Origin of the sequence: Humidesulfovibrio sp. (assembly GCF_031082295.1) — a bacterium.
In the GTDB taxonomy this organism is placed as follows: domain Bacteria; phylum Desulfobacterota; class Desulfovibrionia; order Desulfovibrionales; family Desulfovibrionaceae; genus Humidesulfovibrio.
The window spans coordinates 132,539-145,345 of record NZ_JAVHLD010000002.1; the positions used below are offsets into that span (position 1 = coordinate 132,539).

The 12,807-nt window shown below is 63.5% G+C and carries 12 protein-coding genes; 6 read left to right on the forward strand and 6 right to left on the reverse strand.

What is annotated here, in order from left to right:
* Window positions 1–3: 3 nt before the first annotated feature.
* Window positions 4–1,386: an aminotransferase-like domain-containing protein gene (locus RDU24_RS01970; protein ID WP_308734042.1), complete on the reverse strand. Its 1,383-nt coding sequence runs from the start codon at window positions 1,384–1,386 to the stop codon at window positions 4–6.
* 178 nt (window positions 1,387–1,564) lie between these two features.
* Here RDU24_RS01970 and RDU24_RS01975 point away from each other — a divergent pair, with 178 nt between their 5' ends.
* Window positions 1,565–2,209, forward strand: coding sequence for a LysE family translocator (locus RDU24_RS01975; RefSeq protein ID WP_308734043.1), 645 nt, complete (start codon window positions 1,565–1,567; stop codon window positions 2,207–2,209).
* A 205-nt stretch (window positions 2,210–2,414) separates the two neighbouring features.
* Here the strand turns inward: RDU24_RS01975 and RDU24_RS01980 are convergent, their stop codons facing one another.
* The 4 genes from RDU24_RS01980 to RDU24_RS01995 are packed head-to-tail and all read right to left on the reverse strand — an operon-like array spanning window position 2,415 to window position 6,190.
* Window positions 2,415–3,041 (reverse strand): PqiC family protein, encoded by a 627-nt coding sequence (locus tag RDU24_RS01980; RefSeq protein WP_308734044.1) that lies wholly within the window; start codon window positions 3,039–3,041, stop codon window positions 2,415–2,417.
* An 8-nt stretch (window positions 3,042–3,049) separates the two neighbouring features.
* Window positions 3,050–4,198 (reverse strand): MlaD family protein, encoded by a 1,149-nt coding sequence (locus tag RDU24_RS01985; protein ID WP_308734045.1) that lies wholly within the window; start codon window positions 4,196–4,198, stop codon window positions 3,050–3,052.
* The gene (locus RDU24_RS01990; protein ID WP_308734046.1) at window positions 4,195–5,007 is read right to left on the reverse strand and encodes an ABC transporter ATP-binding protein; all 813 of its coding nucleotides are present in this window, start codon (window positions 5,005–5,007) and stop codon (window positions 4,195–4,197) included. Before RDU24_RS01990 ends, RDU24_RS01985 begins: the two co-directional genes overlap by 4 nt.
* A 25-nt stretch (window positions 5,008–5,032) precedes the next feature.
* Window positions 5,033–6,190 (reverse strand): ABC transporter permease, encoded by a 1,158-nt coding sequence (locus RDU24_RS01995; protein WP_308734047.1) that lies wholly within the window; start codon window positions 6,188–6,190, stop codon window positions 5,033–5,035.
* 137 nt (window positions 6,191–6,327) lie between these two features.
* Here RDU24_RS01995 and RDU24_RS02000 point away from each other — a divergent pair, with 137 nt between their 5' ends.
* The 5 genes from RDU24_RS02000 (at window position 6,328) to RDU24_RS02020 (ending at window position 12,115) form a co-directional block, all read left to right on the forward strand.
* Window positions 6,328–6,825 carry an Lrp/AsnC family transcriptional regulator gene (locus tag RDU24_RS02000; protein WP_308734048.1) on the forward strand — a complete coding sequence of 166 codons (498 nt, stop codon included), beginning with the start codon at window positions 6,328–6,330 and terminating at the stop codon, window positions 6,823–6,825.
* On the forward strand, window positions 6,825–9,842 hold the full coding sequence (gene pruA, locus RDU24_RS02005; RefSeq protein WP_308734049.1) for an L-glutamate gamma-semialdehyde dehydrogenase: 3,018 nt from the start codon (window positions 6,825–6,827) through the stop codon (window positions 9,840–9,842). Before RDU24_RS02000 ends, pruA begins: the two co-directional genes overlap by 1 nt.
* A gap of 145 nt (window positions 9,843–9,987) precedes the next feature.
* Window positions 9,988–10,662, forward strand: a complete 675-nt coding sequence (yjgA, locus tag RDU24_RS02010; RefSeq protein ID WP_308734050.1) for a ribosome biogenesis factor YjgA — start codon at window positions 9,988–9,990, stop codon at window positions 10,660–10,662.
* Window positions 10,663–10,810: 148 nt separating this feature from the next.
* A complete protein-coding gene (locus RDU24_RS02015; protein WP_374989738.1) occupies window positions 10,811–11,005 on the forward strand; it encodes a hypothetical protein in 195 nt (64 codons plus the stop codon).
* A 207-nt stretch (window positions 11,006–11,212) separates the two neighbouring features.
* Window positions 11,213–12,115 (forward strand): sensor domain-containing diguanylate cyclase, encoded by a 903-nt coding sequence (locus RDU24_RS02020; RefSeq protein WP_308734052.1) that lies wholly within the window; start codon window positions 11,213–11,215, stop codon window positions 12,113–12,115.
* Window positions 12,116–12,117: 2 nt separating this feature from the next.
* Here RDU24_RS02020 and RDU24_RS02025 read toward each other — a convergent pair whose 3' ends face one another.
* Window positions 12,118–12,777, reverse strand: a complete 660-nt coding sequence (locus tag RDU24_RS02025) for a LysE/ArgO family amino acid transporter (protein ID WP_308734053.1) — start codon at window positions 12,775–12,777, stop codon at window positions 12,118–12,120.
* Window positions 12,778–12,807: the final 30 nt, after the last annotated feature.

Below are 12,807 nucleotides of genomic sequence, written 5' to 3' on the forward strand. Positions count from 1 at the left end.
CGTTCAGACAATGGCCCGGCCGGGCCGCGGCGCCTGCTGCAGCAGCTCGCGCAGAATCTCAAGCCCACGGCGGAGCTCCTCGTGGCTGCGCGCCGCGCTCAAGGACACGCGCACGGCCATGGGCGCAGAGGTTTGCCCTACCGCAAAAGACTCGCCCGCGACGACGACGACTCCACGTTCCAGGGCCGCGCGCTCGAAGTCTGAACCGCGCCAAGGCTCCGGCAACTCCAGCCAAATGAAGTAGCCGTCACGACGTGAACGGAAGCGCTGCCCGGCCAGCACCTCACGCGCCAGAGCGCTACGGCTCGCGCCCTCGGCCCGCTTGCGCGCCAGCACCTTGTCTGCCGTGCCGTCGCCGATCCAAAGGCAGGCCAGCTCCACGCACAGGGGCGCGGCAAGCCAAGTGGTGCCGGTGATGCCAAGAGACAGGCGCTCCACGTGTTCCTGGGGGCTGGACACAAAAGCCACGCGCAAGCCCCCGGCGATGCTCTTGGACACGCTGGCGATGAAAAACGTACGTTCCGGCGCCAGACTGGCCACAGAGAGTGTCGGGTCTTCGGCAGTCAGGGCGTAGGCCGCGTCCTCCACCACCAGCAGCCCGCGCTGCCGCGCAATTTCGGCCAGCTGCGCCAGCCGTTGCGGACCGGCTCCGGCAGTGGTGGGGTTGTGCACGCCCGGAGCGAAATACAGACCGCGCACAGTCTCTCGGGAACAGGCCTCGGCCAAGGCCTCGGGCAACACGCCCTCCTCGTCGCACGCCAGAGGCAAAAGCCTCAACCCCGCCAATGCAGCCGCGCTCATCATCCCGGGATAGTTCAGCTCAGCCGTGGCGATGCGGTCACCTGGCCGGAACAACGTGGAAAACAGCACCACCAGGGCATGCTGCCCGCCGCTGGTAATCAGAACTCGCTCAGGCCCGGCGTCGAGCCCATAGCGCGACAACCACGCCGATCCCATCTCGCGATGACGGAGCATGCCGCGTGACGGCTGGTAACGCAAAAGCTCCTGCGCATCGCCGCGCCTGGCGATCTCTCGCAGCCCCGCACCGAGGTCAGGGTCCAGGCCGTACATGCCCGTCACCAACCCCAAGTCCACCCGTTCCGGCTGGGCCGTATCGCCGCCCCACCAGGGCATCGCGTCGTCCTTGCCCAGGGAGACGACGGTGCCGCGCCCGACCTCTCCCCGCACCAGTCCGCGCCGCGAAGCCTCGGCGTAGCCGCGCGTCACGGTTCCCACGGTCACGCCGAGAGCGTCGGCCAAATCGCGATGCGTCGGCAGGCGATCGCCCTGCTTCAGCGCGCCCCGCTCCACGTCAGCCAGGATGGCGTCCGCGAGGCCAAGGTACTTGGGCTTGTCGTCGGCAAGTTTCGGCGTCCATATTGTCATGGGTACAATAAATACATTGACCACAAAACAATGTCAACAGTAATGCTGTCTACATCGATTCAGCCATGAATCGTCAAGGATTCTGGATAAGAGAAATCGGTACAATCATGAATTGTATCGATCACTATATCAAAGAGACTCATCGGACCAAGGAAGAGTTCACAATCAGGAGAAGACCATGACTACGCAACTTTTAGTTTCTCTGTGCCTGTTTGCCTTTGTCACGTCCGCCACGCCCGGACCGAACAACGCCATGCTCTTTTCCTCGGGCGTGAACTATGGATTCAGGCGTACATTGCCACACCTCATGGGTGTCACTCTCGGCTTCACGTTCATGCAATTGGCGCTGGGCCTTGGGGTGGGGATTGTGTTCGAGACCGTGCCGGGCCTCTACTCCGTCCTGCGGGTGCTCGGCCTGGCCTACATGCTTTATCTTGCCTGGGCCATCGGCACTGCAGTCCCGCCGCTCGCCAACAATGAAACAAGTGCTGCCGCAAAAGACACGGCCAAGGGCACGCCGATGACCTTCCTGCAGGCCACGGCCTTTCAGTGGGTGAACCCAAAGGCGCTCATGATGTGCATCACCGCGGCAAGCACCTACGCCCCGCCGGACCAACCCATCCTTGGCGCGTTGATCGTCACGGCGGCCTTTCTGGTGGTGGGGATGCCCTGCTGCGGGGCCTGGGCCGCGCTGGGATCGCTCATGCGAGGGTTCATGCAGGACCGCCGCAGGCTCCGCGTCTTCAACGTCGCCATGGCGTTTGCCCTTGTGGCCAGCATGGCGCCCATGGCCGGTGATCTGCTCTCGGGCAATCTGTTTTAACCGGGCAAGCCGGACGCGAGGAGGATGCGAAATGGTGCCGCTGCTTTCGGAACTGTGGAGAGGCATAGAATATGTGCTGCGACCAGATGACGACAGGCCAGGAGGTCGCCAGCGCCACCCGCTGGCGGGAACGGCGAAGGCGATCTTTTGGGCAACGCTCGCCCTTCTAGCCGGCATCGGCCTGGGGCAGCTGGGAGCCTAGCGCCTATTGGCGCGACACTGCCTCGCGGATTGCGCCTTCCAACTCCGCGTTGATCTCAGTGACGGCCTGGCGCAGGGAACGCACCAGTTCCGCCGGGGTGTTGGCGGCCAAGGGCACGGACTTGCGGATGTCGCGGGTCATGATTACGCAGCGCTCAGACCCGACGTTCCTGAGCAGGATGAACTGAATCTCGGCGACGGCCTGGGCGGGCTTGGCTCCAAAATCACCGTGCAGACCGCTGACGTTGCCCTCAAGAATGTACCCGGGCAAAAGCAGGCTCGACGGGTCCACCACATTGGCGAAGAGCCCGGCTGATCCGAGCCAGGTGCGCAGGTCCTGGGTCAGCATGTCCGCGGGAATGACGAAGAACAGGTTGTAGAAGTCAGCGGTCCAGGCCGATTCCCCGGTGCGGTAGACGAGCTCCCGGCCTGAAACGCGCGGCGAGACCTGCAGGCGCCGCACAAGCAGCGTTGCCGCTGAGGCGGAGGTCGTCACCGCCGCGCCCGGGCGAGCCACCTCCAACGCGTAGAAACGCTTGTCCACCGGCTTCTGCTCAAGCTTCACGCAGGAGCCCAGAAGCAGCAGCGCGGCCATCAACACCATAACATTCCAGCGAGTTGCGCGTGGCATAATCCCCCCTACTGCCCGCCCAGGGGCGACTTGCTCGGCGGAGGCCCGAAGAGGACCCCGGAAGGATAGCGTTTGGCCTCGCCGGTAAGCTCCCGCAGATTCTCAATGAGCTGGCGCGTGTTGTCCAGCACTGATTCCACGTTGGCCTGCTGCGAAGCCGTCAGGTTCTCCACGCGGCCCAGCACCGCGTTCAGGCGCGTGGCGGCGCTCTTGAGCTCGACCACGGTCTCGCGGGCCTGCTGCATGGCGCCAGGCATCTCGTCCAACTGCTTCCGCGTCGCCGGGCTGGTCAGGAAGGCCTGCAGGGACTTGGCCGAGGCCTTGAGGCTGGCGGCGGTCTCTCTGGCCTCGCGGACCAGGGCCGCCGCATCGCCGCCGGAGGTTTCCAGAAGCTTGCGCGTGCCGGCCATGGTCTTGGCAGCATCGGGCAGCAGGCTGTCCACGGCGGGGTTCTCAAGCAACGCATTGATGCGCGCCAACAGCTTGCTCGTCTGAGCCAAAGTTTCGGTCAGGCGTTTCCCGGCTTCCTGGCCATTGGCGCTCTCCAGAACGTTGCTGGCGCTGTCGGCGAAGCGGCGGAAGCTTTTCACCGCTTCTGGCAGCTCCGCCTTCTCCAGGCCGGTCATGGTGTTGCTGATGCCGAGCACCGCCTGCTCCACACGAGACAAGGTGCTGGCGGCGGAGGGAATGTAGATGTGGCTCGGCTCCCAGCCAATAGGCAGCGCCGGATTCTGCACGGGGTCAACATAGTCCAGCCCGAGGTAAAGCTGGCCCGTAAGGCCCTGGGAGATGGGCCTGGCACGCAACCCGCGCGCTACTTCGTCCTCGGCCTGCTCCTCAGCGGGCTTGTTGCCCAGGCCGCCGAACAGATCCTTGTCCAGGGTGCATTCCACGTACACGTAGCGATGCCCCTCGGCTTTTTTGCCGTACTTCGAGGCCACGAACCCGATCTCCGAGACGCTGCCCACGCGCACGCCCCGGTACTTCACCGCGGAGCCCAGCTCCAGCCCGTTCACGGATTCGTTGACGTAGGTCTCCATGATGTAGGTCTTCTTGAAGAACCGCCCAGCGCCCAGGGCGAAGAGCACCACCAGCAACAGGGCGACCCCGCCGATGACGAACAGGCCCAGCTTGAAATAGTCGCCGCCTCGGATCATGGCCGGGCCTCCTCCTGTGTGGCTGTCTGGGCAAGGGGCAGGTGCGCGCCACGCGGAGCCACCTCGCGATCGAAGAAGCGGCGCACCTCTGGGTCGAGGCTTGAGGCATTCAGCTCGCGCGGGTCGCCCTCGGCGGCGATGCCCTTGACCCCGTCGTCCATCAGTATGACCCGGTCGGCGATGGAGAGGATGCTCGGCACCTCGTGGGAGACGATGACAAAGGTGATGCCAAGGGTTTCGGCAAGGCTGCGCACCAGGCTGTCCAGCCCTGCGGAGGTCACGGGATCGAGCCCGGCGGAGGGCTCGTCGAGGAAGAGGATGGGCGGGTCCAGCGCCATGGCCCGGGCGATGGCCGCGCGCTTGACCATGCCGCCGGAGAGCTCCGTGGGCATGAAATGGCCGAAGCGTTCAAGCCCCACCAGCGAAAGCTTGACCCGCGCGATGGCGTCGATGGCCTCAGGCGGCAGGTCGGTGTATTCCTCAAGCGGCAGGCCAACGTTGCGCAGGATGCTCATGGACCCGAAGAGCGCCCCGCCCTGGTACATGACGCCGATGCCTTTCAGGATCTCAAGGCGGCGAGCCCCCCGGGCGGTGACGATGTCGCGCCCGTTCAGGACAATGCTGCCGCTCCGGGGCGAGATCAGGCCGATCATGTGCTTGAGCAGCGTGCTCTTGCCGCAGCCGGAACGGCCGATGACCACGAAGACCTCTCCCCGGCGCACGTCGAAGGAGACGTCCTTCAGGACGACCTCGGAGCCGTAGGCGCAAGTCAGGTCGCGCACGGTGATTATGGTGTCGTCTTCGTTCATGTTCTTCTCCACCGCCCAGACCCTATCAAATCTTCAGGTAATAGAACAAGACCGCGAAGAGTCCGTCGGCAATGGTGATCAGGATGAGACCGCTGACCACCGCGCTGGTGGTGCTGCGGCCCACGGCGCTGGCGCCGCCGCCGGTATGCAGGCCGCGCAGGCAGCTCACGCCGGAGACAAGCAGGCTGAACACCAGCATCTTCACCAGGCTGCCGATGAGGTCATTTGCGGTGACGTTGGCGAACACGCGCGAGGTGAAGGTCACCAGCGGAAAGCCGATGGAGAGCATGACCAGCGCTCCTCCGATGAGGCTGGCGAAATTGAAGAACAGCGTCATGAAGGGGACCATGGCGACCGAGGCGAGGATGCGCGGGCCGACAAGAAAGCGCACCGGGCTGATGCCCATGGTGGTCATGGCGTCCAGCTCCTCGTTGACTCGCATGGTGCCGATCTCCGCCGCGAAGGCCGAACCGGAGCGCGCCGCCAACAGGATGGCAGTGGTCAGTGGCCCCATCTCGCGGAACATGACCAGCCCGAGCATGTTCGGAACGAAAATCTCGCCGCCGAAGCGCTGCAGGGTGATGACCGACTGGAAGCTCATGATGAGGCCCATGAGGAACCCCACCAAGAGCAGGATGGGCATGGACTCCACGCCCACGGCCATGGCCGCCAGCAGCACGTCCTTCCAGCGCACCTGCTCCGGGTGGCGCAGCGAATTCCAGACCACCAGCGCGCACTCGCCGACGAACGACACCACATCGACTACACCGGCCACCACGCTGCCAACGCTGCTCCCAAGGAGAGACTTTAGGCCGCGCCGCTCGGCAGGCTTCTTGACGGCCTCTCGCTCGGCGTCACCGGCCAGGCTCAGCAGGTGCATGTGGCTCTCGGACAAGCCCAGCACCTCCACCGTTGCGCCACGGGCCTCGGCCTCGGCACGCAGCTTCACCAGCAGCGCCAGCCCTGCCCCGTCGATGTACCCCGCCCGCGAGAGCTCCAGCCGCACGGCAACGGGTGCCGCCCGGCCCTTGCCGACGCGCAGCAGCGAAAGAGCCGGCCCCCAAATCCGGGCAACGCTCTTGCTGTTCAGGTCGCCGGAAAAGCCGAGCGTCAGGACGCCCGCGGCGTCCTCGCTAACGGTCAGCCCCTTGGGCAGGGCGTCTGGCTTGGGGGCATGCTGCATGATGCCTTCTGGCTAGCGCAAAAGAATGCGAAAGGCAAAGGTTCTGAAATTCACCCGGCCATTTCGAAAATGCAAACTCATCGCTCTTGACATTTTTCATAAAACGAATTTTATTCTGCTGAACGACGGAGGACAGAATGATTGACAAGATCGACAAAAAGATTTTGACGATAGTTCAGGACAATGGCCGCACCTCGAACGCCGAAATCGCCCGCCAAGTCGGCATGGCGCCCTCAGCCGTGCTGGAGCGCATGCGCAAGCTGGAACGCAAGGGCATCATCAAGGGCTTCGAGGCCGTGCTGCGCCCCAAGGACGTGGGCTTCACGCTCACGGCCTTCACGTTCGTCCGCGTCGAGGAAAGCGTCGGCGCCATGGACACCGGCAAGGCCCTGGCCCGCGTGCCGGGAGTGCTCGAAATGCACTACACCGCCGGGCAGGACTCCTATCTGGCGAAGGTCCGGGCGCGCGACACCGAGCACCTGCAGCACATCCTGCAGCAGTTCGGAGCCATCCCAGGCGTTCGCGACACGCGCACCACCGTGGTTCTGACCACCCTCAAGGAGACACGTGTCCTGCCTCTCGACGCCGAAGAGCAGGAATACCCCACTGAAAACGCGCAAGGAGCAAAAGCGTAATGAGCATCGAGATCAAAGCCCTGGACGAAAAGGTCGTCCAGCGTGGCAAGCAGTTCTTCCAGAGCATCGCAGGCGAGGCCCCGTCCATCTTCAACAAGGGCTGGTGGACAGGAAAGGTCATGGACTGGGCCATGCAGAACGAGGACTTCAAGGTCCAGATGTTCCGCTTCGTGGACGTGCTTCCCTACCTGAACACTTCGGAGTCCCTGTCACGCCACATCGAGGAATATTTCGGCGACAAGGACGCGAACATTCCCGACGTGCTCAAGTGGGGCGCAGGCAAGACCGGCTTCGGCGGCGGCCTGGTCGCCATGGTGCTGAACAAGGCCATCCGCTCCAACATCGAATCCATGGCGCGCCAGTTCATCATTGGCGAGAAGGCCTCCGAGGCTGTCAAAGGCATCCGCCAGTTGCGCAAGGATGGCTTCGCCTTCGTCATCGACCTCTTGGGCGAGGCCACGGTGAACGAGAAGGAATCCGACGCCTACCAGCGCGGCTACATGGAAGTGCTCGACGCAATTCAGGGCGAGTACAAGAAGTGGGACGGGCTGGATTCCGGCGGCGACCTCGACTGGGGACATGCGCCCAAGGTCAATGTCGCGGTCAAGCCCTCGGCGTTCTATTCCCAGGCCAAGGCTGTCGATGTCGCAGGTTCCGTTGAGGGCATGTACCGGCGCATCGAACCCATCTACCGCAAGGTCAAGGAGATGGGCGGTTTTTTGTGCATCGACATGGAGCAGCTCAAGTACAAGGAAATCACCATTGAGCTCTACAAGCGCCTGCGCAGCGCTCCGGAGCACCGCGACTATCCCAACCTGGGCATCGTGTTCCAGTGCTACCTGAAGTGCGCCGACGCCGACGTGTCCGAAATGCTCTCCTGGGCGCGCAAGGAGAACCTGCCCATCTCCATCCGCCTGGTGAAGGGCGCCTACTGGGATTATGAAACCGTCATTGCCAAGCAGAACGGCTGGGAAGTGCCGGTGTACACCGTCAAGGCCGAAAGCGACATGGCCTTTGAGCGCATCGCCAAGATGATCATGGAGAACCACGACATCTGCCACTTCGCCTGTGCCTCGCACAACATCCGCACCATCTCCGCCGTGCAGGAGATGGCCAGCGCCCTGAATGTTCCCGAAAGCCGCCTGGAGTTCCAGGTGCTCTACGGCATGGCCGAGCCCGTGCGCAAAGGCCTGCGCAACGTTGCCCGCCGTGTCCGTCTGTACTGCCCCTACGGCGATCTCATCCCCGGCATGGCCTATCTTGTCCGCCGGTTGCTCGAGAACACCGCCAACGAGAGCTTCCTGCGCCAGAGCTTTGCCGAGGGCGCGGAGATGGAGCGCCTGCTCGAAAACCCTGAAAAAACGGCCCGCCGCGAGATCGAGTCCAGGAAGGACGTGGCCCCTGCTCCTGCCCGCGCCAGCAGCATTCCGCCGTTCGTCAACTTCCCCAACGTGGACTTCACTGTCCCGGCCGCCCGCGCCAACATGCTCCAGGCGCTGGACAAGGTTCGCAAGGACTTCGGCAAGACCTATCCGCTTGTCATCGGCGGCAAGGAAGTGAAGACAGGCGAGACGCTGGACTCCTACAACCCGGCCAAGCCTTCCGAGATCATTGGCAAGGTCTGCCAGGCCGGTCTCAAGGAGACCCAGGAAGCGCTCTCCATCGCCAAGAAGGCCTACCTCGCCTGGCGCGATGTGGAGCCCGCCGAGCGCGCAAAGGTGCTGTTCAAGGCGGCGGACATCATGCGCCGCGACATCGACGCGCTCTCTGCCCTGCAGGTGCTCGAGGTCGGCAAGCAGTGGGACCAGGCCCACGCAGACGTGGCCGAGGCCATCGACTTCCTGGAATACTACGGCCGCGAGATGCTGCGCCTGGGCGCGCCGAGGCGCATGGGCAATGCCCCCGGCGAGATGAACCAGTACTTCTACCAGGGCAAGGGCGTCACTGCGGTCATCGGGCCGTGGAACTTCCCGCTGGCCATCAGCGCGGGCATGGCCGCCGCGGCCATCGTCTGCGGCAACGCCGTGGTCTACAAGCCCTCCGGGCTGTCCTCGGTCATCAGCTACGGCCTGTCGAGCATCTTCAAGGAAGCGGGCCTGCCGGACGGCGTGTTCAACTTCCTGCCGGGCAAAGGCTCGGTCATGGGAGACGCACTGGTGGACCACCCGGACGTGTCCGTCATCGCCTTCACCGGCTCCATGGAAGTGGGCCTGCGCATTCAGGAAAGGGCCGCCAAGGTGCAGCCCGGCCAGATCCAGTGCAAGAAGGTCATCGCCGAGATGGGCGGCAAGAACGCCATCATCATCGACGACGACGCCGACCTGGACGAGGCCGTGCTGGGCGTGCTGTACTCGGCCTTCGGGTTCCAGGGGCAGAAGTGCTCGGCCTGCTCGCGCGTCATCGTGCTCGACCCCATCTACGAACGCTTTACCAAGCGCCTGGCCGAGGCCGCCAGTTGCGTCAAGATCGGCCCGTCCGAGGACCCGGCCAACTACATGGGCCCGGTGGTGGACAAGGCCGCCCAGGCCAACTGCATGAAGTACGTCGACATCGCCTGCTCCGAGGGCAAGGTGCTGGTGAAGCGCACGGACATCCCGGCGGAAGGCTGCTACGCCCCGCTGACCATCGTCGAGGGCATCAACAAGACGCACCGCATCGCCCAGGAGGAGGTCTTCGGACCCGTTCTGGCGGTCATGCGCGCCAAGACCTTTGACGAGGCCCTGGACATCGCCAATTCGACGCGCTTCGCCCTCACCGGCGCGGTCTACTCCCGCAGCCCCAAGCACCTGGAAAAAGCCCGCAAGGAGTTCCGCGTGGGAAACCTGTACCTGAACAAGGGCAGCACCGGCGCCATGGTCGAGCGCCATGCCTTCGGCGGCTTCAACATGTCCGGCGTGGGCTCCAAGGCCGGTGGCCCGGACTACCTGCTGCAGTTCATGGATCCGCGCCTTGTCTCTGAAAACACCATGCGCCGTGGCTTCGCCCCGGTGGAGGCGGACGACGACTGGGTTGCGTAACAGCCCGGAATACGTTTGCAAAAGGGCCGGAGGCAACCGCTTCCGGCCCTTCATGTTTCCGGCCTTGCCAGATGCGGCCAAACCAGGGACAATAGCTGTCGTTCACGCTCACTGAGACGCCCCCTTCAATCGACCAGAGGAACCAATGCGCAAGCCCAAGCCTTACGACCATAGCGACCCCCGGCCGCCCAGCCGGTCACAGAAAAAGCGCGACAGCGCCGCCCTGCAGGTGCTCGGCGGCAAACTCGCGGAATTGCCGGAGTCGGCCCTGAAGCGACTGGACCTTGCGCCACGCCTCATGGAGGCCATCATGGACTACAAGGGACTGGCCAAGCACGAGGCCAAGCGCCGCCAGCTCCAGTTCATCGGCGCGCTCATGCGCGAGACGGATTCTGACCCGCTCGCCCGCGCCGTGGAAGACATGGAGTCCGGCAACCGCACACAGGCGCGCGAGTTCCATGCGGTGGAAGCCTGGCGCACGGCCCTGCTCTCCGGGGATGAGTCCGGCCTGGAGGCCATCGTGGCGCTGGCCCCGGAAGCCGAACAGGTCGAAGTTCGCAGCAAGATCCGCCAACTCGTCCGCAACGCCCGCACCGAGGCCGAGAAGAACAAACCGCCTCGCTCAAGCCGTACGCTGTTCCGCCTGCTGCGTGAACTGAGGCAATCCGGACAGGGCGACCTGCCCGAGAGCCTTCCTGGTGAAGATATTGATGACGAAGGCCAGGGTGGTCATCCTGACGACCAAGCGGACTTTGATAATGAGACGGAACTGAGCTCGGACGAGGCACAAGACGGTCTTGCTCGAAAAACCACCTTCTGAAGCCCCTTGACGCCGCGCGTCGACGACTTACCTTTGCTTGGCCTTACCACCCCCAAGCACCAACAAGGAGCAATCCACTGTGATTCATGAATATGCCGGCATCATTACCGAACTGGAAGACCGCGTCTGCCCCCATTGCAACAAGCCCATGGAAGCTTGGCTCGCCCCGCCCGACACCGGCTGGGGGGTCATTGTCGTGTGCTTCAACAACGACTGCGACTACTATAAGGGTTCCGAAGAGGACATCGCAAACAAGCGAGACGCCTCACGCATGGGTTGCCGCTACGCCGAGAACCCGGACAACAACTACACGTCTTTCAATCTGGTCGCCGTCTGCTTCTAGCTGAACAATCACACTTTCATCGTCTGCCGGGGCGCTCAAGACAACCTTGGGCGCCCCGCGTCTGTTTAAAACGCTTGGACAAGAGTTTTGTTTGCGATATATCTTCATATAAACAGGAAGAGCACGTGCCCTTTCAGCACTCACAGCGCCTCCCCACGAATCAGGCCTGTACACATGCTCACATATTTCAGCAGTTTCGAGGGAAGCATGCAGAACGATTTCTACAAGGACCTGCTCGATAATCTCTACGACGGGGTCTACTTCGTCGACACCACGCGCACCATAACCTACTGGAACAAGGGAGCCGAACGCATCTCCGGCTACAGCGCCGACGAAGTCGCAGGGCGCAGCTGCGCCGACAACCTGCTTATGCATGTGGACGATGCTGGCAATCAGCTCTGCACTTGCGGTTGTCCTCTTGCCAGCACCCTGAAGGACGGGAAGTTGCGCGAGGCCGAGGTGTATCTGCACCACAAGGACGGGCACCGTGTTCCGGTGAGGATCCGCATCACCCCCATCACAGACGAACAGGATATCATCACCGGTGCTGTGGAGATCTTTTCAGACAACGCCGGCCAACGAGAAATCCGTCACGAACTCAGCGAGATGAAGCACCTGAGCATGCTCGACACGCTGACCAGGCTGGGCAACCGCCGTGCCGCGTCTGAAGATTTCGAACGCAAAATTAAGGCGCTGCGCAATTTCAAGACCCCCTTCGGCCTACTCTTCGTGGATATCGATGGCTTCAAGCAGATTAATGACAGCCATGGGCACGAGGTCGGCGACCGGGTTCTCGCCATGGTTGCCAAGTCGCTCACCAGCGCACTTCGTGGCGTGGACAAGGTCAGCCGCTGGGGGGGCGAGGAATTCCTGGCGCTGATTCCAGGCGTCGACGCGGCACGTTTCCGGGCCATTGCGGAACGCATGCGTCGGCTGGTGGAGGCAAGCGCCCTGCCCCTGCCCTCCGGGCTGCTCCGCGTCACGGTGTCAGTTGGCGGCAGCATGGCCCAGCCGACCGACACGCTGGAATCCCTCGTCCAGCGGGCCGATGAAATGATGTACCGAGCCAAGAGTTCAGGGCGGAACTGCACCTCGCTCGACTGCGCCTGAGGCTACAGTCCGAGAACCGCGCCACCAGGACCAAGAAGAAGCTCGCGGCCAAGCCCTGCAGCCAGCACCCACATGGTCAGGCAAACGATGGCGTCCAGCACGCGCCAAGCCACAGGCTTGCGCAGCACAGGCGCCAACAAGCGTCCGCCCAGGCTGAGCGAAAAGAACCACAAGGCCGAAGCCAGCACTGCGCCCATACCGAAGCTGAGCCGTCCCGGCGCATCCAAACGCGCTGACAATCCGCCGATGAGCACGACTGTGTCGAGCAGTGCGTGAGGATTGAGCAGGCTCACGCCCAAAGCAGCAAGTACTATGGCGCCGACAGAAGGCGTCGGCGCGGCGAGCTCGAGGCCCAGAGTTTCGCCTCGCAAAGCGTTTTGCATGGCCCTCAGTCCGTAGAGAACAAGAAAGAGCACTCCACCCAAAGCGAGAAGGCTTGAGGCCAGCGGCGTCCGTGACACCGTCAGGCCGACCCCGCCTACCCCAGCGCTGATGAGCAACCCGTCGCAGAGGGTGCAGACTCCTGCCACAAGCCAGGGCCGATGCCCGCGTGCGCCCTGCGTCAGCACAAAGACGTTCTGCGCGCCTATGGCCACAATGAGCCCAAAGCTCAGGGCAAACCCCTGCGCCAACTGCGGCCAGACAAACTCAACTCCAGGCATGTTCGCCTCCTCTTGGCCCGCACATACCCC